Genomic DNA, 26489 nt, shown 5'->3' with positions numbered 1-26489 from the left:
CTGCTCCTGGAGATCAAAATCAGCCGGCTCAAGACGTTTGGTGCTTGATTTGCGTTGGTTCACCTGGAGCAGAATTGACAGAAAAAGTGCATTGCTTTATCGTGTATCGCCGATAGGCAATGCGGAGGGCGTTTCAGTGCCCAAATTCGGGGACGCCGGCGAGCATTTTGAACAAGATGATCGTGTTTCGACGATGTGCGATGGTGTGCGAGGGAGCACACCGCACTGAGCGGAAGTGGGCCAAGTCGTCTGAGTCCCATTCCTATTTGACAACCCCACTCATTTTTGAGGAGAAAACGATGAAAAACGTTCAGGTCTATGACAAACCCATGTGTTGCTCGACCGGGGTGTGTGGTCCCGAGGTCGATCCCGTGCTGCCCAAGTTCGCCGCGGATCTGGATTGGCTCAAGGGACAAGGCCATCAGGTGGACCGCTTCAACTTGGCTCAGCAGCCACAAGCGTTCATTGAGAACAAGGTGATTCACCAACTGTTGAGCACCGCCGGAACGGATTGCTTGCCAGTGGTTCTGGTCGACGGGGAGATCGTCAGCCAAGCCGGTTATCCCTCCCGGGAAGAACTCGCGGGCTGGGTCGAAGGAGCTGCAGCCGAGCAAGGGTTGCCGGTTGCGAAATCAGGTGGCGGTTGTTGTGGAACGAGTGGTTGTTGCTAGAGCGAACGAAGGCTGGTCCCCAAAGGAACTGAATCATGAAATTCTTAGAACATCCCACCCGCAATTTGTTCTTCACAGGAAAAGGTGGGGTTGGGAAAACTTCGGTGGCGTGTGCGACCGCCGTCAAGCTTGCCGATGCGGGCAAGAAGGTGTTGCTGGTTTCCACCGACCCGGCCTCCAATCTCGATGAAGTGTTGGGCGTCACGCTTGGAAACCATCCGACACCGGTTCCTGAGATTCCAACATTGTTTGCGATGAACCTGGACCCTGAAAAGTCGGCGGCGGAGTATCGGGAGCGGATGGTCGGTCCGTATCGCGGGCTGTTGCCGGAGGCGGCCGTGAAAAGCATGGAAGAACAGTTTTCTGGTTCGTGCACCCTTGAGATCGCGGCCTTTGATGAGTTCTCTCGTTTGCTGGGGGATCCCTCCGCCACGGCTGAATTTGAGCATGTCATTTTCGACACCGCGCCCACGGGCCACACGTTGCGGTTGCTCACATTGCCATCGGCGTGGGATGGGTTCATGGAGCAGAACACGACAGGGACCAGTTGCCTTGGACCATTGGCGGGACTGCAGGCTCAGCAGAAGCTCTATCAAGAGTCGGTGAAGGCACTCGGTGATTCCGCCGCCACCACGTTGGTGTTGGTCGCGCGAGCCGAACCGAGCGCTCTGCGGGAAGCCAATCGAACCAGCACGGAACTGGCTGAACTCGGAGTGGAAAATCAGCATCTTGTGGTCAACGGTGTCTTCCAGGCCATCGACTCAAGCGACCCCTATGCAGTCACCCTGCAAGAGCGAGGTGTCAAGGCGCTGGACGCGATGCCAGAGGGGTTGCGGGAGCTTCCGCAGACGATTGTGCCACTCAGCCCCAATGGGATGCTCGGGATTGATTCCCTTCGTCTGCTGGGGACGGTCGATTCCGCTGCGGTTGCCGCGGCAATCGACGAGGGTTCGGAGCCAGGCAATGATTTGCCGCTGCTATCGGAGTTGATCGATGATTTGGTCGCTCCTGGCCACGGCGTCATCTTGGCGATGGGCAAAGGTGGCGTTGGCAAGACCACCGTTGCCGCGGCGGTCGCGGTGGCCATTGCGGAACGCGGGTACAACGTTCAGCTTTCCACGACGGATCCAGCGGCTCATCTTGCCGCCGCCATGAACGACGAACGCTTGCCGAATTTGTCGGTCAGTCGCATTGATCCCGAAGTCGAGACGGCCAAGTATTCGGCCCAGGTGTTGGGCAAAGCGGGCAAGGACCTGGACGAGCAAGGCAAGGCACTTCTCGAAGAAGACTTGCGATCACCTTGCACCGAAGAGATTGCTGTCTTCCGTGCGTTTGCCGATGCCGTTGCTAGCGGTACCAACCAATTTGTCGTGCTCGACACGGCTCCCACAGGGCACACGGTGTTGTTGCTTGATTCCGCATTGGCCTATCACCGCGAGGTCACACGGCAATCCAGCGAGATGCCAGAAGCTGTGGAAAACCTGCTTCCACGACTCCGTGATCCGGACTTCACCCGGGTGTTGATCGTGACGCTGCCTGAATCGACCCCAGTGCATGAAGCGGCCGCACTCCAGCGCGACCTGCGACGAGCTGAGATCGAGCCATACGCATGGGTGATCAACCAAGTGCTTTCCCCACTGCCTCTGACCGATCCGTTGATGAAGCAGCGGCAATCGCATGAGCAACCGTACTTGCGTGAAGTCAGCGAGGTTCAGGCCAATCGAGTCGCCATCATTCCCTGGCAGATTGAACCGCCGACCGGACTTCAGGGACTCCGTCGACTGACTCACTCGGATCTCAGTCCCTCGGCGTCTTAGGAGCTTTCAGCATGGCAAAGATTCAAGTGCTCGGCACGGGCTGTTCCAAGTGCGGCTACTTGTTGAAAACGCAAAAACCTGGCTCCGCCGGATCACCGGCGGCAGCATTTTGGCGGTCGGGATTTACATCACCGTCCAACAGGTTTACTTGAGTGAAGCAGGTCCGCAGGAATGATCGGGCACAATATGTGAGCCGTTTGGGCGTTAGCCGAATGGCACTTACTTCACCCTCCCTCAGGGAGGGTCGGCCCGCTTCGGGCCGGGGAGGGCGAACCTAAAACCCGGTGTGTAGCCCTCCCCTCGCTTCGCTCGACCCTCCCAGGGGGAGGGTGAATTTGTAAAGTAAGTGCCATTGGGCGTTCGCCTCGGTTGTACGCTGCCCCACACAGTCCAAATCCCGAAAGACTTTTGCCGGCCTGCTCAAGGAGCAACCTCGCCTTCAGTGGGCGGTTCAAAGGCAGCAAATGACTGGCTCGTTCGGTTGGCGTAGGCGACCAGGGCCAGCATCACGGGGACCTCCACCAGGACACCCACGATTGTGGCCAGCACCACGGGGGAGGATGCACCAAAAAGCGTGATCGCCACGGCAACGGATAGCTCGAAGAAGTTCGAAGCACCGATCATGCCGGCGGGAGCCGCGATGCTGTGCCGGCAATGCAGTTTGTAGCAGACCCCGTAGGCCAGAAAGAAAATCAGCACCGTTTGAATGATCAGCGGGATGGCGATCAACACGATGTGCAGCGGATTGCTGAGGATCACTTCCCCTTGGAACGAAAAGATCAGCACCAAGGTCAGCAACAACCCCGCGATCGTGATGTTGTTGAACTTGGGGAGGAATGCGTTTTCAAAGTACTCCTCGCCTTGGGATCGAATCACCAAATTTCTCGTCAGAACGCCGCCTGCCAGTGGGACAACGACGAACAGGATCACCGAGATGATCAGTGTCATCCAGGGAATCGTGATCCCACCGATGCCGAGCAAGAACGCCACGATGGGGGTGAAGGCAACCAAGATGATCAAGTCATTCGTTGCGACTTGAACGACGGTGTAAGCGGCGTTGCCACGAGTCAGGTGGCTCCAGACGAAAACCATCGCGGTGCACGGTGCAGAACCGAGCAGAACAGCACCTGCCAGGTAGTCTTTGGCCAGTTCGGGTGAGATCCAAGGTTTGAACACCACGTAGAAAAAGAACGCGGCGATTCCGAACATCGTGAACGGTTTGATCAACCAGTTGACGATCCAAGTGACAAACAATCCTTTGGGGTTCTTGCCCACATTTTTGATGCTGGCAAAGTCGACCTTCATCATCATCGGGTAGATCATCAACCAGATCAGGAAGGCGATCGGGATCGAAACGTTGGCGTACTCGAACTTGGCAAGGAACTCCGGGATCGCCGGCAGAAACTTGCCGATCAGCACCCCGATCACCATGCAAAGAGCGACCCAGTACGTCAGGTTTTTTTCAAAGAAGCTGATCGCAGTCTGTTCCGATTTGGCCATGTCGTTTGTCTTTCTGGTTCATTGAGCTAGAAACGCTTGGTTCAGCGTTGGTTTGATGCGACGTCGAAGCGTCCGCTTCAAGACGTGGCCTTCTTCCCACTGCGTTTGGGACGACATTCCTCGAATGCCTTCGCGAGCATGCGAAAGGAATCGCTGAGATGCTTGTATCGCACGGCGTAGAAAACGGTGCGGCCTTCTTTCGTGGCAGTGAGGATCCCCGCCTTTTCAAGGGCGCTGAGGTGCCGCGAAACCACGGACAAGTCCACCACGCAGCATTCCGCGAGTTCGGTGACGGAGCATGGCCGTCCGCACTTGGCCAAACACGAAAGCAGTTTCAACCGCGTCGGTTCACCGAGGGCTTTGAACAGGTCCGCATCAAGCGAGGCGTCGAGCGGCCCGCAACACTGAGAGGCTTCTTGTGGATTCATGTTCAACCATTTGCATGCACGTTTGCGTCAGCGTGCAAGCTTTCCAGTTTCTGAGATGAATGTCAAGATGAAGCAGATGGTTCTGGTGGGATTGGAAATGAAGGCGATTCAGCCACCTCTTCCAAAAATTCGTTTGGGGAGGGGGCCGTGCAACGGTCTGATTGGGGATCCATCGTCCCCCGCTCATGGCGAGCCCCGGTCGAACCCGCGTGGGTGCCTGATCGTCTTGTTCGTGGAATTTGGTTTTCGTGAGACGGGGCATTCACTCCGGGCTGTCGATGCAGGAGAACAACGCGGGGAGCACGGGCGACTGTCGGATTGGGTTCATGGAACGGACATTGCCTTGCTGGATCGAATCGAGAACAGGCATGATATTGAAAACGCAGATGGAATCGGAACCGGAACCGAAACAGGCTCTACCGCTGGGTGAGTTTGTCACTTTGATGGCGTTGATGATGGCCTTGGTCGCTCTGGCGATCGATGCCATGTTGCCAGCCTTGCCGATCATTGGGGAGGAACTGGGGGCCACGCACGCCAACGACAGTCAACTCATCGTGTCGCTGTTGTTCTTTGGCATGGCGCTGGGGCAATTGTTCTTTGGCCCTCTCTCGGACAGTGTTGGCCGGAAACCGGCGCTCAGTGCGGGATTGGGACTCTTCATCGCTGGCTCGATGATTTCGATGTTCGCTGGGAGCTTCACGTTGGTGTTGGTGGGACGCTTTGTGCAGGGACTCGGCGTGGCTGGTCCACGAAGCGTTTCGCTGGCGTTGATTCGCGATCAGTATCACGGCCGGCCGATGGCACGCGTGATGTCGTTTGTGATGACGATCTTCATCCTGGTGCCAGTGATCGCGCCCACCTTGGGCCAGGGAATTCTGTGGGTGGCGGATTGGCGGGCGATCTTTGGGGTGCTGGCCATCCTCGCCTTGATGTTGTTTGGCTGGTTTGCCTGGCGACAGCCGGAAACTCTATTGTCGGCTCAGCGTGTGCCCTACTCAACCCGACGGCTCTTGCACGTCACCCGTGAGATCGGCATGAATCCGATTGCCTTGGGGTACACGGTCGTTGCCGGTTTGGTGTCGGGAGCGTTTTTGGGGTTCCTGAGTTCGGCTCCCCAGATTTTCCAGCAGCAATACGGTCTCGGATCGCTGTTTCCGATCTACTTTGCTGTGTTGGCGTCGTCCGCGGGAGTGGCATCGCTTTTGAATGCCAACTTGGTGATGCGATTTGGAATGAGCGTTTTGATCAGCCGTGCCATGCGTTTGCTGGCCGTCACGTCCGTTGTCTTCCTGGGATTCGCGTTCCTGCATGCAGGCAGTCCCCCGTTGTGGACCACGATGGGCTACCTGATCGTGATCTTCTTTGCCATTGGGATTCTGTTTGGCAATCTGAATTCGATGGCCATGGAACCGCTCGGACATGTTGCCGGGATAGGAGCCGCTCTGGTGGGCTCCGTTTCGACTTTGATTTCGGTGCCGCTCGGCATCCTGATTGGACACAGTTACAACGAGACCATCTTGCCACTGGTCAGTGGCTTCGCAGTCCTCGGGGCTCTGTCTTTGGTGGTCATGCGCTGGATCAACAGCGAATCAATCCGACCGTGCACCGCGATTCAATGAGTCCTTGTTGAATTGAGTCGCACCGTCACGCAGGGATTCTTTGGCCCGATGCCCATGGTGGAGGTTTCGTCCTCGACGGGGAAGCGGAAGCAGGGGGACGGGGCTGGTGTCCCAAGTTGGTGTGCTGTCAGGAAATCGGTGTTACTTTCATTCACTGGCCAGTAAATCTAAATTGACCCGAAAGAAACTCGAGATTAGCATCTGGGGTCAAACGTCTTCGCTCTCTTCGTGAATCCATTCCTCGTTGATGTTTCAAATGTCCTGCCGGAAGCCTGCCCGAATGCTAACCGAGATCATGCTTCTCGTGTTGCTGCTTTGGCCTGCGCCGATCCCGGTGGGGCATGACCACAGTGATCTAGCAATGCGGGTTTCGGATCAACAGATGGCTTGGCATCTTGAATGTCACCACGGCGGTTATGCGAGCTCGGATCGTTGGCCGACAGATTGGCATTGGCACTGGGTGTTTCCAGTCGATGGTTATGCGGGCTTGGGGGGCGAAGACTTGAAGGTGCAAACCGACCAAATGGCACCAGGGCAACGAATGGAATTGCCCGAACCTGCCTGCTTTGTGCGACTCGAGTGTGTGTCACAGAAGCAGCTTTTGGTGAGGCCCAGCATACCGGTAAACCGCCACCATTCTTTTCAATACGTCGCGCTGCTGCATAGCCGACAGTCTCTGCCCGAGCTCTTGGGTGTCGTTCGCTGTTGAGCGATCGTTGATCATTCCATTCATTTAACCAGGTGAGCGTGACGCCGCATCGGCGGATCAACGTGTGGCCTGGTATCGAAAGTTCACGCCATCACTCGTCTCGCATTCGCGACGGTTTTGATGGGGGGCCAGCGAACGATGCTTGCACGCTTTGGCTGAAATGCATCGGAATGAAGACACTGCCTCGATGCCTCTCGAAGACCAAGAACGCATTTTCAACAAGCAATCAATCACATGAATCCATCTGAACAAGTAATGGGAATCCATCGTCGCTTGCGGCACACAGGACTGCTTTTTACCATGATGACTGCCACGACATTTTGCCATTCGCATGCGTCGGCTCAATCGACCACCGGGGAAGAAGCTGCCGCTGTCGTGACACTGCCGAAAGCCCAGTGGGGAGCCTCGGGCATCCGCATTGAACCGGTGCAACGCAGCGCATTTAGCAAGACGCTCAGTCTGACCGGGAAAATCTCTCTCAACCAGGATCGTGTCGCTCACATCTATTCGATGGTCGAGGGAACCGTTGATGATGTTTCGGTCAGTCTGGGGCAAAACGTTCAAAAGGATGAGTTGCTTGCGGTCATTCACAGTCGCGAAGTTGGGGCGGCAAAACTCGAGCTGTATCAAGCCCGCTTGCAGTTGGAGCTAGCCAACACGCAGAAAGAACTGCAGACGACGATCGCCAAGAACACCAATGAACTGCTGCTCGCGTTGAGGAGCAACATGGAAATCACGGAGATCGAAAAGAAATTCCATGACCGACCCATGGGAGCATATCGGGAGCGAGCTTTGGCCTCCTACGCTGCCTATTTGAAGTCTGCCGCAGACGTGATGCGACTCGAGGGAGTGACGCAATCCGGTGCCGTTTCAGGCAAAACCCTGCTCGCGGCAACCTCTAGCCGAAACGCTGATTTGGCAATCTTTCAATCTCGCATCGAGCAAATTCAATACGAATTGCAAACCTCCACCTTGATGACTTCGCAGGCGGTCAAAGAAGCGGAGGCGAAAGTCTTGGTGGCCGTGACAAGTCTGAAAATTTTGAATGTGGATGCCAAGGAAATCGACGCGATTGATCCCGTCAAGCAAGGCGAAACACTCTCTCACTATGCGATCCGAGCGCCCTTTGACGGCACCGTGTTGAGCAAAGACGTCGTGTTGCGTGAGCAAGTCCGACCGGATGTGATGTTGTTGAGCATTGCCGATCTTTCGACGGTCTGGGTGACGGCGAACGTCTACGAAGAACATCTGCCACTGTTGAACTCCTTCAAAGACCAAACGATCGTTCTACGCAATGATGCATTTCCTGACCGCAAATTCACGGCCAAGGTCTTTTATACCGGCGAGATCATGGATGAGACGACGCGAACGATTTCATTGCGAGCGATCGCTTCCAATCCGAAGCATGACTTGAAGCCCGGGATGTTCGTCAACATTGAATTGCCAACTGCGCAGCAGACGGGATCGATTGTCATTCCTTCGTCGGCAGTGCAACAGCACGACGGGGAGTCCTTTGTGTTCGTCTTGCAAGGCGTCAATCGGTTCCACCGAAGGGACGTTCGGGTCGGGGCAACCAGTGGAGGGGACGTCGTTGTTCAGGCAGGGCTCGGGGAAGGCGAATCGATTGTGACCGGCGGCGGATTCATCTTGAAGTCACAATTGCTGGCCGAATTGATGGGGGAAGAATAGCATGGTCAATCATCTGATTAACTTTTCGCTCAACAATCGGTTCATCGTCATCCTGTTGTCGTTGGCGATCCTTGGCATGGGCGTCTTTGCCGCGGCCACGATCCCGCTCGACGCTGTTCCCGACCTGACGAATGTCCAGGTTCAAGTGCTAACCAACTCCCCGGCGCTCGGTCCGGTTGAGGTCGAGCAGTTCATCACGTTTCCAATTGAAAATGCGATGAGCGGGATCCCGAAGGTGGATGAAATCCGCTCGATCAGCCGGTTCGGTCTGTCGGCTGTAACGGTTGCGTTTGAAGACGGGACGGACATTTATTGGGCTCGCAATCTGATCAGTGAACGCCTGTCAAAAGCTCGCGAAAACATTCCGCCCGGCATGGGGACACCCGAACTCGGGCCAATCGCGACGGGGATGAGCGAGATTTACCAGTTCGAGGTGCGTGCCGAACCGGGGGCGGACCATTCGTTGACTGATCTGCGGACCGTTCTCGATTGGCAAATCGCGTTTCAGTTGCGGAGCGTGCCGGGGGTGATCGAAGTCAACACATTTGGGGGCGCTCTCAAGACCTATGAGGTTCAGATTGACCCCGCCAAATTTCAGAACTACGACATTTCGTTGACTCAGGTCATCGAAGCGTTGGAGCAAAACAATGGCAACGCCGGCGGTGGGTACATTGTTCACAACGCGGAACAACGTTTGATTCGAGGCGAGGGGCTCGTCAGTTCGCTCGACGACATTCGGATGATCGTCCTCGACAACCGCGAGGGCACACCGATTCGCATCGCGGACATCGCGAATGTTGAATTTGCTCCGATGCTGCGTCAGGGGGCCGTTACACGCGACGGCGATCGCGAGGCGGTGATCGGCATGGTGATGATGTTGATGGGTGGCAATTCTCGGCAAGTCGTTGGAGACGTCAAAGCAAAGATCGCTGAGATTCAAAAAACACTTCCCGAAGGCATCGTGATCGACACCTTCTATGATCGCACGGAACTGGTTGCCAAGACGATTCACACGGTTGGTGAGAATATCGGGTTGGGGGTGATCCTGGTGATCGTGACGTTGTTCATTTTGCTGGGCGACGTGCGAGCTGGATTGATCGTTGCCGCGGCAATCCCCTTGTCCGCCATGTGCGCGTTGATTGCGATGCGTTACGCCGGTGTGTCCGCCAACTTGATGAGCCTTGGTGCGGTCGACTTTGGCGTCATCGTGGATGGTGCAGTTGTCATGGTCGAGAACTGTGTCCGGCGAGCAATCCAGTATCAGAAACAGCACGACAGCGACCATGTTCCCGAAGGTGTTTTTCGTGAATCGGCGAAAGAAGTGGGCAAGCCAATTCTGTTTGCCGGATTGATCGTCATCATCGTGTTTTTGCCGATCCTCAGCCTTCAAGGCATGGAGGGGAAGATGTTCCGGCCCATGGCGTTCACCTTCATGACCGCACTGGCGTCGGCGTTGGTGCTGTCAGTCACGGTGATGCCTGTACTGGCATCGTTGTTTCTCGCACGTCGACTCAAACAGCGTGAAACGTTTGTGGTTCGCAAGTTGAAAACGACCTATCTGCCACTGTTGATGTTTGCGATGCAGCGACCGCGGCCAATGTTTCTCGGTTCGGTCATCATTTTTGTGGGAAGCGTGTTCTTGGCCAGAGGCTTCGGTGTCGAGTTTGTACCGAAGCTCGATGAAGGCGACATCGCGATCCAGGCCACGCGATTGCCCAGCGTCTCCCTGGAAACCTCCATTGAAATGACCAAAGCCATGGAGAGAACGCTGCTGAAATTCCCGCAGGTCGAGACCGTTGTTTCAAAGACGGGACGCCCAGAAATCGCAAACGATCCGATGGGGGTTTATCAAACTGACATCTTCATTCGAATTGATCCCCAGGCCGAGTATGACGTAGGCAAAACGAAATCGGATTTGATCGAAGAGATGCAAGCCGCGTTGATCAAAGAAGTGCCTGGCAACGCATACAGTTTTACGCAGCCGATCGAATTGCGGGTGCAGGAGTTGGTAGCAGGCGTTCGCAGCGACATCGGGCTGAGCCTCTACGGTGACGATCTGGATGTGCTGAAGCTGAAGGGCGACGAATTGGTGCGAGCTCTCAACCAAGTCGACGGCGCAGCGGACGTTGCGGCGCAGCAAATCGCGGGGCTGTCATACCTGCGAGTGAAAGTGCGACGAGCGGACTTGGCTCGTTACGGCATCAATACTCGCGACGTGCTCGACGCTGTCAGTTCCGTCGGTGGTATTCCGGTCGGTCAGGTGTTCGAAGGGCAACGCAGATTCCCGTTGCAGATTCGGTTGCGGCCTGAGGCTCGCGAGAATACCGATCAATTGTTGGCGTTGAAGATCGACGATTCACAAGGCCGACCGATTCCGATTTCTCAAGTGGCGGACATCATCACCGAAGATGGGCCAGTGGAGATCAGCCGCGATGCGGTGCGTCGCCGGTTGCTGGTGCAGTGCAACGTTCGCGGTCGTGACTTGGCCGGTTTTGTGGCGGAAGCCCAGCACGTGGTCGAAGAACAAGTCGAACTACCAGCCGGTTACGTGCTCCGCTGGGGCGGGCAATTTGAGAACCTGCAGCAAGCGACCAGGCGGCTGGCAATCGCTGTTCCCGTTGCTCTGATTTTGATCTTTGCGTTGCTCTACATGACATTCCACTCAGTTAAATTGGCTATGCTGATCTACTTGAACGTTCCCATTGCGGCAACGGGCGGTGTGCTTGCCTTGTGGGCACGAGATCTACCGTTCTCGATCTCTGCTGGCGTTGGTTTCATTGCCCTCTTTGGGATTGCAGTGATGAATGGTGTTGTCTTGATCGAGCATGTTCGGCATTTGCGCCACGGCGGAGATTCGCAACGCGATGCAGTCATCAATGGTGCAATGGACCGTTTGCGGCCAGTGCTGATGACGGCGATGTGCGGTGCCCTCGGGTTTATACCGATGGCGCTTTCGAGCAGTTCCGGTGCCGAAGTCCAGCGTCCGTTGGCGACCGTTGTGATTGGAGGACTGATGACGTCAACGGCGCTCACGTTGCTTGTGTTGCCGACGATTTATCGTTGGTTTGAGCCGAAACAAGTTGAGCCAGAGACATCTGGAAAAACCCAGTTTCAACACTAGAGGTGCGCGGGAGTTCTCGCTCGCTGCCGAATAGATCACGGACGCGGGCGAGGATGCTGGTTTTCCGCAGTGTGCGCCAAGACACCACGTCTTCCAGGAATTCCAACCATGAAAATCGAATGTGATGCGCCGACGGCAGAGCGGTTGCTCGTCTTCGTCACGTCATTGGCTTCGGTCTCACCGTTGGAGTGCCACCCCTGTTCGGGGCGAGGATGACATGCGCGAGATCATGGAGTACGTTTTCTGCTGAACTCCAAACGGGCGACACCGAATCACGAGAGATACACCGCTTGATGACCACCAGTTGCAACGGTTTTTACCAACAAGTCGCCGGTGGCGATCCTAGCTTGAAGCCATCGTGTGAGTGAACTTCACGATTCGCCTTACCGCGAAGCCACCCACGCCGCCGTCTTAGGGTTGGCCATCAACCTCTTGTTGGCCACTGTAAAGCTGATTGCTGGATTAGCAGGGAATTCGTTTGCGTTGTTGTCCGACGCGGCGAATTCGATCGGCGATGTCATCACATCTTGCGTGGTGCTGTTCGCGATTCGTGTCGCACAGAAACCTGCTGACGCGGAGCATCCTTATGGGCACACGCGAATCGAAGCGGTGGCCGGATCGAATGTCGCGGTGCTCATCATCGTTTCCGCAGTCTGGATTGGTTGGGAAGCGATCCGTCGCTTCTCGCAACCGCATCCCATTCCACCGATGTGGACGCTGTGGATTGCAGGAGGGAATGTTCTGGTGAAAGAACTGTTGTACCGCTACAAAATTCGAATCGGTCGCCGAACCGGTTCGCTCGCTATCATCGCGGGCGCCTGGGACCACCGCAGCGACGCGATTTGTTCCTTGGCAGTCTTGATCGGACTCGCCACCATCCGAATCGGCGGTCCGCAGTACATTTGGGCGGACGAAGTCGCATCGCTGGTCGTGGTGGCCGCCATCTTATGGACCGCGATCAATTTGCTTCGCCAGAGCACCCACGAACTGATGGACGCCCAAGCGGACGAGGAAGTCGTCGACGATATGCGAATCGTCCTGCTTCGAGTTCAAGGCGTGTTGGGTGTCGAGAAATTCAGGGTTCGCAAGTCTGGCCTCGAATACTTTGCCGACGTGCACATTCAGGTCGCCCCAAACGAAACGGTTGCCGCCGGTCACCTGATTGGACACCAAGCGAAAGAGCAGCTGATGGAAGCCTTTCCGGTTCTACGAGACGTGCTGGTTCATCTCGAACCCTATCTCGCAGAGCCGTCCAGTTCGCTGATGGCGCAGGATGCAACTCCATGACGGTCGCCGGGTTGCTACCTGATCCAGGGATCTTCAGATCGCGGGTTCTCGATTGGGGATTGCTTCGCGGTCTTGTCGTTGGTTTCACTCACTGAGTGGAAAACTATTTTCTACGACCAGCGCTTCCAGGCTGAGTTGCCCTGGTTTGGGCCACGGTTCTTTGGTGCCTTTGCCGATCGCGACCATGGGCCCCATGACGTGGTCGTCGGGAAGATGGATCAGCTTGGCGACCGCTTCAATGTCAAAGCCGATCATCGGGCACGATTGATAGCCCATGCCTTGGGCTGCCAGCATCATCGTTTGCATTGCCATGCCGATCGAGCGTTGAGCTTCGTCACGCTGAAGCCACTCGCGGCCTTGGTGGAAGGATCCCATCCAGTCGACGATCATCTCGGAGATTTCAGTCGGGACGTTCACCCAGTAGCGAGAAGGTTCTTTCTCCCAGGCTTTGGTGTCCGCGGTGAACAGCACCAATAACGAGGCGTCCGTGATTTGTGACTGGTCGTTCCCGTGTTCCTTGCGAATCTTGGCTCGCAGATCCTGGTCACGCAGGATCACGAATCGCCAGTGTTGAATGTTGAAGCTGGTCGGGGACTGGATGGTGGCTTCCAGCAGTTCTTTTTCTTCCGCATCGGTGAGCTGATGAGCGGGGGCGAATGCCTTGATGGATCGGCGTTGGAAGATGGCGTCTTGGACTTGCATTGGGTTGGTCTTGAAAGATCGAGTTGTCGGTCGTGAGAGAACAAAAAATGACTTTGTGCAGTGCTCCTCCGCCCCCCCACTCAGATCGAAGGCACTGTTTTCGATGCCAAGAGATCAGTTCGTTTGAGTCTACGTGAGATTCTGCCGGCCATGTCCGGTTGGAGCAGCGACAAGCTGTCACCCCAAACACGGGTGTGGGCCCGACGACCGACCTCCAGTGTTCCCATGGAAGCGATTCGTGGCTGGCACCTTGGGGGCCACACACTACAATCCAGCGGAAGGCAGCTTGCGTGGTTGGATCGGTTTCCAATGCACTGAATCATTGCTGCCAAACCTTGCCCATTGAAATCAAAGAGACTTGTGTGGACTTTCCGGTAATCGTGACAGCAATCTTTGGAGCTTTTGTCGTCTTTGGAGGAGGGATGGGCTATGTCAAAGCGAAAAGCAAAGCTTCGTTGATCGCGGGCAGCATCACCGGTGGGCTGCTCCTGCTCTCGGCGTTCTTGCTGTCCAGAGGCATCACTGCAGGGGCAATTTTAGCGATCGTTGTATCGATCCTGTTGATCGGTCAGTTTGGCCCTTCGTTGCGGAAGAAGTTCAAGGTGATGCCCAACCTGCTGGTCGTGATTCTCGGATTCATCACCATCGGCACCTTGGTTTTCAGTTTCTTCCGGTAGGTTCCGAGAATGACAGTTGACGAGGCGGTTTGGGAGGCAATGTCTCTCCAAAACCCTCCGTCCCCTTTTCCGTAGGCTCATGCGGTCCCTCGCTCACGCGTCGGGTTATGACTTGCACTCTATTCTCTTCGGGAATATCAAATCAACAAGCCGTTGAGAGTTTTGGCATCTGGGAAAACGAAAGTCTTGACGACTTCCGCTACGATCAAATGCTCCTTGATTGGTCTTCTGAACGCTCCGGTGGCGGGCACCGGAGTTGAAAAAACGAATCAAATGATTCGCACCAAGTCGTCTCCGGGACGGAGGCGAAGGTCGTCTTCGGCGGAGGCGAAGTAGGCGTCGATGCCGCGTTCACTGAGGGCCCGGTCGACCGATCCGTCTGTGCTGAGCCCGGCGATCAGATCGTCCGCCAATGTGTCCACTCGGTCGACAACGGTTTGTGCCGTGTCGGTCCAAACGGCGATCAATCTGTCCGCATCGGTTTTGCCAGGAACGGTGGTCAGCCAATCCATGATGATCAGGTCATCGCCTTCCCCACCATCGAGTTGGTCGGCGCCCAGGCCACCGATCAAGATGTCGTTGCCGGTTCGATCATACAAACGGTCGTTGCCGCGGCCGCCATCGAGGTAGTCATCCCCACCGCCACCGGACAGTTTGTCGTCTCCGTCACCGCCGAAGAAACGCACTGGAATGGTGGAGCGGCGATCGCCGTAAATGTCGTCTTCGCCGTTTCCGCCGTGGACTTCGATTCGGCTGAGGTTGTCGTAGGTTGTGATGACTCGTGTTCGTTTCCCCAGCCGCAGGTCCACTTCGATGCTGTTCGGTTTGTCACGCACCGTGTCCAGTCGGACTTGGTCGTCTTCGCCACTGCCACCGATCACCAGAATGAACAGCCCCGGGTTGTCGGGGTCGGGGATCAGTTGGTTTTGTTCGACGACGGTGGTGGTCGATGCGGTGCCCCGTCCGTTGACGTCGTCGCGAGTTTCGACGGTGACGGTGTAGGTGCCAGGTTGATCGGCGACAAACGTGAAGGACTGGCCCGTGCCGGCATGAACGCCGCGCCCGTCGGAGTCTTTGACCTCCCAGGTGTACTCGGTGGTAGAACCAGCGGGTGCGTCGGGAACGTTGGCAATGAACTCGATCGTTTGCCCCACCACGCCTGCGGACCCGGCGGTGATCGCCACCGTTCGGACGGCAGGCGGATCGACGGGAGTCCCGCCATCGTCACTGGGTGGAAGTCCGCCGGGTGTCCAGGTGTCGGTCGTTGCGGCGGAAGTGGCCGCGTCGAGCAACCACTGCGTCATCTGTGGCGAGGTGGTGGTGAACAATCGCTGACTGAGTTCGTCACCGTCATCGAGGCTGGGATAGTTGCGACCCTCCAGGCTGACTTGGTTGGTGCCGGCGCCGCCATTGACTCGGTTGCGGCCGGTCCCGCCAAGGACCACGTCGTCCCCGTCGTTTCCATTGACGCGATCGTCGCCGATGCCGCCCAGCAGAATGTCGTCGCCTTCATCGCCCTGGAGGGTGTCTTCGTGGAAGTCGAGACTGATCCCGGATAGCTCTGGCGATCGCATCAGGAAGGTTTCATTGACATCGCTTCCTTCGATTGCATAGACGGCCAGCCGAAGGTCGACCGATGTCGACGGGGCATCGATCAAACGTGGGGCAAGGATCGCGGCATGGTCGCCCATGATGATGTCGTTGCCCGCGTCGCCCTCGATGTCATCGTTGCCGATTTCCCAGCGGGCATCGACGTGACCGTGACGTGACCCTTGAGCGAGCCTTTCGCTGGTTTCGGCGGCCCGGGCGAGACGTCCTTCGGTCGTTTGCACATTGGTCGGGACTTTGGCGTTGTCGAGGATCGCCAATTGATCGAGCAGCTTCTCTACATGCTTTTCCAACTCGAGTGTGGCAATCGCATCCGCCGGGGAGTTCAGCACCAATGGCATCACCAGCACGCCGTCGTCACCGACCACCATGTCATCGCCGACGCCGCCGCTGATTTCGTCCTGGTCGATGTTGCGATCCATTTCGGCGACATACGCGATCCGGTTCAGCGGAGTGCGGTGGTCGAGCATCTCGTTGATGTCGACGGCACGGGTGGAATGACGCTGTGTCAAGCGCGTCTCGGCCGCGGTCATTTGAGTTTGAAGTTGAACTTCGAGGTCAGACAACTCGGCGGGGGTGAGCCCCGGAGTCACGACGGTGTCAGGCAAATCGGACAAGTCTCCGGTGATGATCGGCGTCACCACCCGAGCGTCACCGCCAACGAGCATGTCGTTGCCGTCGCCGCCGCGAATGTCGTCTTCACCAATGGTGATTTCAAGCGTGTCGACGTAGTCAACATTGCGGCCGGTGATCGCCGGTAGGCTGGGGCGTTTGCTGGCGGCATCGTCCAGCAACGTGTCGATCACACCGATGTGGGCGACGCCGATCAGGGTGCCGGCGTCGGAGGCAACCGTACGCAGTCCCTCCAGGTAGTCCATCATGGACGCCGCGTTCTCGGCGATTGCTGCCGCATCCGACAGCGAGCTGTCGCCGGGGATGACGCGAGTCTCGGGCATCTCCATCACCATTTGGTCGCCGACGATCGTGTCGTCACCGTCGCCGCCATCGATCGTGTCGCCGCCGATGTCGGTGTTGCGACTGGGGATGGGAAGGTTTCGAATCTCGTAATCCACGACGGCTTGATCGAGCAGCATGTCGTTGATTCCGACCATCAACCCGGTGATCGAGTTTTGTGTCTCATTGATGGAGGCTTGCAATGCCGAGACGTCTGACTGCAACTCGCTTTGCACGATCATCGAATCGCCTGCGATCACGTCCTGGCCGTCTCCGCCCAGGATGGTGTCCGCCCCGTCGTTGACCGCTGCGCGATCAACCAGCGTCGGCGTGACCAAGATGGATGCGTTGATGAACACGTCGTCCGTGGTGGGGATTGCATCCGAGTTGGCGATCTCCGAAAGGGTCGCGTTGACGGCTGAGATTCGGTCCCAGCGTGGAGCTTCCGCGAGCCAATCACCAGGGACGGCGACCATGTCAGGAACGACCACGTGTCCGCCGCTGGGCAGTGACAGGGTGACTCCCGCCAGTGTTGTCGATTCGCTGGCGATCAGCCGCAGCGAATCCGCCATCATGGAAAGGTCACCGATGATTGAGGTGGTGTTGACCCCGAAATCACCGATCAGTGTGTCGTTGTCGCCACCGCCATCGATCGTGTCGTCACCGCGACCGCCAATCACGAAGTCGTTTCCGTCGCCACCGAAAATCGTGTCGTTGGAATCCGCTTCGATGTCGATCAAGATCGCAACGTTGCGAGACAATCCCGACAACGGATCGGTCAACAAGACGTCGTCGAAGGTTCGCAGGGCACCGAACAGAATCCGGTCAGCCGCGAGCAATTTTGCCGCCAATTCGGCGGGAGGATTTTGCAGGGTGGCCGGATCCATCGGAATGATGTCCGTGACATGGGCGATTTGCTCGGTCAGCAGATCGCGATGCCAAGAACCGTCGGTGTTCAGTCGCGGGGTGCCGTCGTCGTTGAATCCCCGCAGGATTTGACCTTCGTCACCGAGGACAAAGTCAACGCCTGCGTCACCTGAGATCGTGTCGGCACCCAGGCCGCCGATCAATTCATCATCGCCTTCGCCACCATGCATGACATCGTTGCCGCGTTGGCCACGAAGGTGGTCGAACCCAGCGTCGCCGTGCAGTTCGTCATTTCCACCAATCAGGTCGTCTTGATCGAATGCGAACACGTCACGCATCACGATCGACTGCATGGGGGCAAGGAAGGTTTGGCGGGAGTCGCGGGTGGTTCCTGCGAACGTCCGTGAGATTTTTCCGTTGTCACCCAGGATCACGTCGGCATCCTCGCCACCGTGAATGAGGTCGCCTGCGTCCGCACCGCCTGCAACATTGTGTCCGCCGACCAGGTCATCGTTGCCGGCATTGCCATCGATCGTGTCTGAACCTTGTCCGCCGTAAACGATGTCGTCTTCGTCGCCGCCCGAGATCAGGTCGTCCCCACCACCTTCACTGGCGGACATGAATGTGCTGGTGAGTTGAGAACCGAGGGCCTCAGCACGCGTGAATGTCGCGTGATCGCCGAAGATGATATCGAAGCCGGCATCGCCATGGATCGCGTCTCCAGCGGTTCCACCGATCAACGTGTCGTCATCATCGCCACCGGAAATCGTGTCACTTCCACCAACGGTTGGGGCGAGAACTGTCGCGACATCCACGATCCCTGACGTTGTGATTTGGAAATCCAACGACGCGTTGTCGCCGTAGATCAAGTCCATCCCGGCTTCGCCGAACAGTTGATCGCCTGCGGTTCCGCCCAGGATCATGTCGTTGCCGATGCCACCAAGAATCGTGTCCGCGCCACCGACACCCGAGTCCGTTGTGGTGACGAAATCGATCGTCCCGGGAGCATACGTCGGGGAGGTCGAGTCCAGTTCGTAGTCAATCCGCCCGTTGTCGCCCAGCAGGAGATCGTGCCCGGCGAGGCCTTCGATCGCATCGTTTCCATTTCCGCCCAAGACGATGTCATCGCCATCGCCAACATCGATCGTGTCATCGCCGCCTTGCATGGGATCGATCGTGCGAATTTGGTTTCGCGATCCCGTTGTGGTCAACGTCATTTGACCGCCATCGCCGATCACCACATCGACTCCACTGCCCGTCGTGATGTCGTCGTCTTCCGCACCGCCAAAGACCACGTTATCGCCCTCGCCAGCGAGAATGGTGTCGTTGCCACCGTTGGCTGGTGCACTGGTTTGAATGTTTGCCAGGACGCCGCCGACGAACGTCGCTTCACCACCGTCGCCGACGATGAAGTCCGCGCCGCCAGTGGTTGTGATGGAATCGCCATCGGCACCACCGAAGATCAGGTTGTCACCGGCTCCGGCCAGAACGGTGTCGGCACCGCCGAACGTCGGATCACTGGTTTGGATCTGCGTCAGCAGACCTGCGTCGAAGGTGGCCGAACCATGGTCGCCCAGCACGGTGTCGGCGTCTTCACCGGTCGTGATTTGGTCAGACCCGGCACCGCCGAAGACGATGTTGCTGCCTTCGCCGGCGAGGATCGTGTCGTTTCCGCCGGATTCGGGGGAAGTGGTTTGAAGAGTGGTGAGTGCCCCAGCAACGAAGGTGGCTTCACCGCCATCTCCGAGCAGAATGTCCGCGCCGCCAGTGGTTGTGATGGAATCGCCATCGGCACCACCGAAGATCAGGTTGTCACCGGCTCCGGCCAGGACGGTGTCGTCACCGCCGAGCGCCGGATCACTGGTTTGGATCTGTGTCAGCAGACCTGCGTCGAAGGTGGCCGAACCATGGTCGCCCAGCACGGTGTCGGCGTCTTCACCGGTCGTGATTTGGTCAGACCCGGCACCGCCGAAGACGATGTTACTGCCTTCGCCGGCGAGGATCGTGTCGTTTCCGCCGGATTCGGGGGAAGTGGTTTGAAGAGTGGTGAGTGTCCCAGCAACGAAGGTGGCTTCACCGCCATCTCCGAGCAGAATGTCCGCTCCGCCGGTGGTCGTGATGGAGTCGCCGCCTTCACCACCGAAGACCAGGTTGTCACCGGCTCCAGCCAGAATGGTGTCATCACCGCCGAGCGCCGGATCACTGGTTTGAATCTGCGTCAGCAGACCTGCGTCGAAGGTGGCCGAACCATGGTCGCCCAGCACGGTGTCGGCGTCTTCACCGGTCGTGATTTGGTCAGACCCGGCACCACCGAAGACAATGTTTTTGCCTTCGCCGGCGAGAATCGTGTCGTTTCCACCGGACTCGGGGGAAGTGGTTTGAAGAGTGGTGAGTGTCCCAGCAACGAAGGTGGCTTCACCGCCATCTCCGAGCAGAATGTCCGCTCCGCCGGTGGTTGTGATGGAGTCGCGATCGGCACCACCGAAGACCAGGTTGTCACCGGCTCCGGCCAGGACGGTGTCGTCACCGCCGAGCGCCGGATCACTGGTTTGGATCTGTGTCAGTAGACCTGCGTCGAAGGTGGCCGAACCATGGTCGCCCAGCACGGTGTCGGCGTCTTCACCGGTCGTGATTTGGTCAGACCCGGCACCGCCGAAGACGAGGTTGTTGCCTTCACCGGCAAGGATCGTGTCGTTTCCGCCGATATCCGGCGACGTGGTTTGGATCTTGAACAACAAACCGGATTCGAAGGTGATTGTTCCTGAATCGCCCAGGATTGAGTCATCCCCCGCGTTGCCATGAATCAGGTCGGCGTCCGCGCCACCGACCAGCACGTTCATGCCCTGCCCTCCGGTGATCGAATCGGCACCACCGATGGATGAGGCGGTGGATTCGACGGAGAGCATCATCCCGGTGGTCGGGGCGTAGGTCACGCGGCCTTCGTCTCCGAGAACCACGTCGATCAACGAGTCGTTCCCGGCGTGCAATTGATCGCCACCGGCACCGCCGAGGATCACGTTGCGTCCATCGTCAGCAGAGATCCGATCTGATCCGCCGATTCCGGAGTCGATCGTTTCGATCGTGGTCAGCGCCATTGGAGACGTCAGCAGACCATCGGGCCGGGTGTACACGAGACGTCCGCCGTCGCCAACGATCACGTCGTCACCGGTTTCCGGATCGAACACAAAACTGCCACCGGTTTGGTTGATCTGGTCATTGCCGGCTCCACCGAAGATTCGGTCGTTCCCTGATTCACCCGCGATTTCATCGTCGCCGCCAATCATGGGCGAGCGAGTTTGCATCGACTGCATGTTGGTCAGGCCAAGCAATGCCAGGCCCCGTCGCTCTGGGACGATCCCGTCTTGGTTCTGGAACGTCTCGTCGCCGGGTTGGGCTGGAACGATTCCCATCGTGATGTCGGCATGGTCACCAAAGATCAGGTCGTTGCCGAGACCGCCAGTCATGCGGTCGGCGCCCACCAGCGTCATGTCATCGCCCGTCGCAAAATCGCTGGTCGCGTTTGCAACCGCGAAGGCAAGGATCGGATTGTAGACACCGTCCAACATCAAGCCCGCGAGATCAAAGCGGGTTTTCAAGTTTGCGTTCAGACCCGTGTCACCGATCATCCGGTCATCGCCCGCACCGCCGACGATGACGTCATTCCCCGAACCACCAAGCAAGAGGTCGTTGCCATTGCCGCCGTTGATTTGATCGTCACCGCGTCCGCCATACGCGACGACCCCGAAGTTAGCCGCACTGATGTCGAACACATCGTTCCCGTGATCGGCGAACGAGTAAGCGTTGCCGTTGCTGGCGCCGGACGTGCTGGAGTATCGCGTGCCGTCTTGGAAGGTGTCGCCCAGTAGAATCAATGGTGCGTCGGAGACGGGACTGTCGCCGGCCACGTGGAACGCATCGCCACCGATCACGCCGGGAGAAACCTCTCGATTGCCGCCGCCATGGATGACCGTTGTCGCACCCTCCGCGGTGCCGTTCACGTTGATCGTGTCATTGCCGCTGCCCAGCATGATCTCGACCACTTCCAGGTCTTGGTAAGTGATCCCGGATGCGGACATGCCGATGCCGGTCACATCCGTTGGAGTGACATTCAAAACGGTGTCCGCTGAGGATCCATCGTTGAATACGGCCAACGTGTCGGTTTGCACCGCTTCGTTGGTGAAGTCATTTGTTCCGGTCGCTTCGGTTGCGGTTTCGGTTGGCAACATCACGGCGAGCGTTAGATCGCGGGAATTGCTTGACGTGCCACCGTTGACGATGATCGAACCGGCCATCAGGGAGGTCGTGTGGGGACTCGCAGTGAATGATTTGGTTGGCTGAGATCCCGCGGCAGGTGTGAACGATTCGTCACCGCGAACGAGCACGGTTTGCTCATCCATCCAGTTGACCGAGGTGAACAACAGGTGAGGCGGTTCATCCGCTCCGAACCAGTTTGATCCACCGTCGACGGAGACTTCGGTTTGCCCGTACAGAATCAGCGGCAACTCCACGTCAGCCGTGGGAGCTTTGGTCAGTCGCACCGTGTAACTGTCGATTGTCAAACCATCGCGAGAGACCACGGTTCGGCCATCGGATTCGACGATCAATGCGTCGGCAGTCGCGTTGTCGATCACCGTCACATCGATGGTGGGCGCCGTTGCCGAGCCAATCACATGAACGGGATTGAAGGTTGGATCACTGCTGCTGAACTCGTGCGTGATCGTGGAAGTCACCCGTTCACGAAGGTCAACGTCGTCGACCGCCGTGATGAGAACGGTTTGCGGGACGTTCCAGTTTTCCGGCGTGAACGTCAACGTGTCACCGACCGCGTCGGTGCTGATTTGCCCGTCGTGAGACAGCGTGACGGTGACGTCGGCTGCCGGGCGACTGGTCAATTGGACGGTGTACGAATCGGTGATCCCGGCGCCGGATGCCAAATCACCTTCCAGGACGGTTGTGCCGCCTTCGGTTTCGCGAAGAATCAGTCCGCCGAGATCATCGTCGTACACCGTGACGAACAGGTTCTCGATGGGTAACGTGTTGAGATTTTCAACCCGTTGTTGGACTGTGCTGTTGGTCGAGGTCGTGCGGGCGATCAGAGTGTGGTTGATGATGGCTTTGGTTTCACCTTCGGCCACATCGTCACCAATCGCGCGGGTGTAAACCGTGCGTGGTGTTTTCCAGTTGGCGTCCGATCCAGAATCAAACACCAACGTGAGAGCGGTTTGCCAAGTCACGCCGTCGAGCGAAACTTCGATCCCCTTCGCGGGATCATTTTTAGTGCCCTTGGACTTGCTGGCACCGGCTGCAGAGACGGTCAGGTAGGCTTTCGTGCCCGTGTAATTGGCTCGGTCGACGGCCATTCCGATTGTGTAACTGTCAAACGCCAACCGGGTCGAATTGTCAATCGAGTTGGTTGCGAAGTCGGCGGTGGTGTCGTACGCGTTTTCAATCACGGACGATTCGCCACCGGAGTGAACGATCGACACGATGCCAGTCTCTTGCCCGGTGTCGTCGCCGGTGATGGTCACGCCGACTCCGCCGATGTGGGCGTGTTCGTAATTGGTGTCGTCCGATTCGACGCCATGGTTGATGATCGACGAGGCGCCGCTGTCCGATCCCGCCACGATGGTGCGAGTCACGTCGCCACCGATGGAAAAGAAATCGCTGCCCAGGCCACCCACAATCGTGTACGTCGCACCAGCACGGGTGCCGAGCACGAAGAACGAGTCATCGCCTTCCAGACCATCGATCTCGAACGCTTCTTCGACGCCGTCGATGTTGATGTTCAGGCCGGCGCCATAGATGCCATCGGCCGTGATCACAAAGCTGTCGTTGGCTTCGGATCCGATCGCAACAACGCGGTCCGTTCCCTCGCCACCATTGATGCTGACGGGGGCGTTGATGTTGTAGTGAACAAGATCGTCTCCATCGCCACCTTCGACGACGGTTTCACCTTCGATGATGAACGCGCGAATCACGAACGTGTCATTGCCCGCCTCTCCTTCCATCCGCAGCGACGCTTTGTTGCTGTAGACAGAAAATTCATCTTCGCCGGCACCACCAAAGATCACCATGGGCTTGGAAATGCCATGCGACAAATAGCCCAGCGTGATCTCCGTGGTGGCGATTTCGTCACCGACCATCACACCACTGGGGTAGACCCCATCGACAGCTGAGCCCGCGACGTTCGGATCGCTGCCGAAGACTTGTCCCACCTGGAAAATATCCTTCCCTTCACCACCGTCGATCGTGGTGGCGGTCGAGTTATCGTCGATGAAGAATTGGTCGTCACCGGCGTAAGCATTGATTCGCAACCGACCGTTGATGGTTTCGTCCATGTCGACTCGCTCAAAATCGGCGGTCGGATTGTCGTCGCCGTCCAATTGCAGCAATGCCATGAAGTTTCGACGCAGCAGCACGGTGTCATCTTCCACTGTCGTGTGGACCGTCAGCGTGTCGTCTCCGTCATCGGGGTTGCCCGAATCCGTGACGCTGACCCGTTCGTTGCCGATTTGGTCCAGGCGAATGTCGATCGCGTCGGTGCCGCCACGCATGTCGACGTGGTAGCGGTCGGCGTTCAGGTTTTTCAGCCACACGAAATCTTGGTCCGATTGGCCATGCAACCGAGTGACGGGAGCATGGATGTCTTGGCGGATGTCGATCGTCGCCCCAGTGCCAATGTCGGCGTTCCCATAATCCGCTTCAAAGACGACTTCGTCTGAGGCAGTGACACTCGCGTCTTCCGTGACGGTGACGTCGTCACCGACTCGGAAGGTGATCGAACCGCTGGCGATTTCAATTGACGAAGCCGAATCCAGCAGCAAGTCTTCGCCTGTGGCGGCGGAATCACGCACGCTCAGGCGAGTGTCACCGGCGGTGGTGGTGATCGAGTCGATGATCAACCCGCTCGTGGTCTCAGTAACGAAAACCGCGGCGGCGGCCGTCATCGAAAACCGGCCTTCGCTGGTCGCGGCGTTGTGGTGCGTGTCGATTTCCAGGTCATTGGTGTCCGAGCCGATGCCTGATCCCGCGTTCAAGGTGATGTTCCGACCGGCAACATTGGTTGCCGTGTCGTTCAGCACGTCGAGCAAATTGGCGTCGGCCCACAGGAACACATCGGCGATGTCGGCGGTGATACGTCCGATCTGGAAGTCGCCGCTGACTTCTGCCAAGCGAATGGTCACGTCCGCGGTCGCGTCAACGCGTCCGGTCACGTCGATTTCCAAGGGATTGTCGGAGGATCCGATCTCGCCGGTCCCGCCCGAGGCGGTCAGGTTCAGGGTGTTGGCAACCACGTTTGCGTTCGCATCAGGAAGTCCGCCCGTGCCGGTTTCTCGGCCGTCAAGAATGTCGCCGCTGGCGGTGATGGTCACTACTGCTGCGGGGGCGTTGACTCGTCCCAGCATCACGTCCATGTCGGAATGAAGTCTTGCCAGCGTGCCGGCAACCGTGACGTCATTCAGATGCAGGTCAACGAGGTTGTTGACGTAGGCGTTGCCACCGATGTTTGCATCGAAATTGCCGGTGATCTTGGTTCGCAAGGCTTGCGTGTTGGATGCCAAGTCGTCACCGGTCGTGACCGACGCGGTGGGGGCATCCAAGTGAATCATGGTGGGCGAAGTGATCGGTGCGCCGATCAAATTCTCGGACGCATCCAGTGTGATCGAATCGTTGGAGGCCAGTTCGCTGATCGTCAGTTGCCCCGCGTCGGTACTGATTCGCATTGCCCCGCTGGCGATTCCGGAGATCACGTTCAAGTCGCCCGACGTCGCCCGGACTCGCATCGCGCCGGTGGCTTCCAGTCGTGTTTGCCCGGGGGTTACGATTCGGAAGTCTGATTCAACGTCAGCACCACCAATCGTGCTGGCGTTGATGTCCAAGTTGCCGCCCGCAGAAACGGCCGTCACCCCGTTGCCGAGATCAGTCATGGCACCCGTCGAAGACAACCGCACGTCGCCCGACGTGGACTGGATCGAGTCGATTGCGAGATCACCGTGGCCGCCGATGGCAACGCCGTTCGGCGCGGTGGCCGTCAGCGATCCCGTGGCGGCGACGTCCACATCGTCGGTTCGATGCAAACGCAAGCGTTCGATGATGGTTCGGTCTTCGATCAAATCGCCGTTTGAAACGCTGACCGAGGCGCCCGCACCGCTGGTCCCGGTCGCCGCATCAAACGATTCGCTTGTGTTGTGAGCGATGGTGACCAGTTGCCAACGCGACGTGTCTTCGAAGTCTTCGCCGGACAGGTGAATGGTTTGGTTCGATGACTTGAATTCGTACCAACCGTACTTTTGGTCAATTGATTCCACTAACACCGTTTGGCCGGTCTGGATTGCAATCGGGGCGGTGTCGTCTGTGGTGTTGAAATCGGGTTCAACGACAGTCCAATTGGCAGTGTCGTCGGCCATCGAATTTGGATCGAGCTGGATCGTCGCGTCTGTGCCGATGTAGCGGTAGATGCGATAGTGAACGCCCACCACGTCGGCCACGCGAGCTTCTTTGAGAGCGGCCTTTTCGGTTTGCGACAACCCTTCCAAACCGTCTGCCAAATGAATGGTTTGTGGATCGACCAACGCACCAATTCGTCCTGATGCGGTCAGGCTGACATCCGCCGCGGAAACGTTGAGTGTCTCGTCGTCGTTTGGCGAGGCTGGTGCGATGGTCGAGGCGGCTTCTGGGTACAGGAAGCGAGCCAGCGTCGCGGTGATGATGGAGTCGGCGGTCGTGGCCTGGAAGACTCGATCAGCGATGATCGACGCTTGGGTGTCGGCGTCCAGTCGAACGATCGTGTCGGGGTTGTAAACAGCTCCGTAAGGTTCGCCCGCTTCGGCGGTGACGGC

The 26489-nt window shown here is 57.7% G+C and carries 11 protein-coding genes (1 of these 11 cut by a window edge); 7 read left to right on the top strand and 4 right to left on the bottom strand.

Annotated features, from left to right (window positions below; genetic code table 11):
• Positions 1-299: 299 nt before the first annotated feature.
• Together arsD and arsA are read left to right on the top strand one after the other, a co-directional pair.
• Positions 300-671 (top strand): arsenite efflux transporter metallochaperone ArsD, encoded by a 372-nt coding sequence (gene arsD / locus PSR62_RS00950; RefSeq protein ID WP_274405963.1) that lies wholly within the window; start codon positions 300-302, stop codon positions 669-671.
• Between the two features lie 35 nt (positions 672-706).
• Positions 707-2488 (top strand): arsenical pump-driving ATPase, encoded by a 1782-nt coding sequence (gene arsA / locus PSR62_RS00945; RefSeq protein WP_274405962.1) that lies wholly within the window; start codon positions 707-709, stop codon positions 2486-2488.
• 420 nt (positions 2489-2908) lie between these two features.
• Here arsA and arsB read toward each other — a convergent pair whose 3' ends face one another.
• Together arsB and PSR62_RS00935 are read right to left on the bottom strand one after the other, a co-directional pair.
• The gene (gene arsB / locus PSR62_RS00940) at positions 2909-3988 is read right to left on the bottom strand and encodes an ACR3 family arsenite efflux transporter (RefSeq protein ID WP_274405961.1); all 1080 of its coding nucleotides are present in this window, start codon (positions 3986-3988) and stop codon (positions 2909-2911) included.
• A 77-nt stretch (positions 3989-4065) separates the two neighbouring features.
• Complete coding sequence (locus PSR62_RS00935) at positions 4066-4416, bottom strand: ArsR/SmtB family transcription factor (protein WP_274405960.1); 351 nt, start codon at positions 4414-4416, stop codon at positions 4066-4068.
• 368 nt (positions 4417-4784) lie between these two features.
• Between PSR62_RS00935 and PSR62_RS00930 the strand changes: the two genes are divergently transcribed.
• The 4 genes from PSR62_RS00930 (at position 4785) to PSR62_RS00915 (ending at position 12841) form a co-directional block, all read left to right on the top strand.
• The gene (locus tag PSR62_RS00930) at positions 4785-6035 is read left to right on the top strand and encodes a multidrug effflux MFS transporter (RefSeq protein ID WP_274405959.1); all 1251 of its coding nucleotides are present in this window, start codon (positions 4785-4787) and stop codon (positions 6033-6035) included.
• Between the two features lie 943 nt (positions 6036-6978).
• Positions 6979-8433, top strand: coding sequence for an efflux RND transporter periplasmic adaptor subunit (locus tag PSR62_RS00925; RefSeq protein WP_274405958.1), 1455 nt, complete (start codon positions 6979-6981; stop codon positions 8431-8433).
• 1 nt (position 8434) lies between these two features.
• Positions 8435-11554, top strand: a complete 3120-nt coding sequence (locus tag PSR62_RS00920) for an efflux RND transporter permease subunit (protein WP_274405957.1) — start codon at positions 8435-8437, stop codon at positions 11552-11554.
• A gap of 360 nt (positions 11555-11914) precedes the next feature.
• Positions 11915-12841 (top strand): cation diffusion facilitator family transporter, encoded by a 927-nt coding sequence (locus PSR62_RS00915; RefSeq protein ID WP_274405956.1) that lies wholly within the window; start codon positions 11915-11917, stop codon positions 12839-12841.
• Between the two features lie 84 nt (positions 12842-12925).
• Here PSR62_RS00915 and PSR62_RS00910 read toward each other — a convergent pair whose 3' ends face one another.
• The gene (locus PSR62_RS00910) at positions 12926-13543 is read right to left on the bottom strand and encodes a nitroreductase family protein (RefSeq protein ID WP_274405955.1); all 618 of its coding nucleotides are present in this window, start codon (positions 13541-13543) and stop codon (positions 12926-12928) included.
• Positions 13544-13905: 362 nt separating this feature from the next.
• On the opposite strand from PSR62_RS00910, the gene PSR62_RS00905 reads away from it, so the two are divergent.
• Positions 13906-14220, top strand: coding sequence for a TMEM14 family protein (locus tag PSR62_RS00905; RefSeq protein WP_274405954.1), 315 nt, complete (start codon positions 13906-13908; stop codon positions 14218-14220).
• A 269-nt stretch (positions 14221-14489) separates the two neighbouring features.
• Here PSR62_RS00905 and PSR62_RS00900 read toward each other — a convergent pair whose 3' ends face one another.
• Positions 14490-26489, bottom strand: the 3' portion of a protein-coding gene (locus PSR62_RS00900) for a PKD domain-containing protein (RefSeq protein ID WP_274405953.1). It continues 15045 nt past the right edge of the window; the window shows 12000 of its 27045 coding nt (coding positions 15046-27045); its start codon lies beyond the right edge, outside the window — the gene reads right to left on this strand; the stop codon is at positions 14490-14492.

The organism is Rhodopirellula sp. P2, from assembly GCF_028768465.1.
Taxonomy (GTDB): domain Bacteria; phylum Planctomycetota; class Planctomycetia; order Pirellulales; family Pirellulaceae; genus Rhodopirellula.
This window is presented reverse-complemented; position numbering and strand designations above follow the sequence as displayed.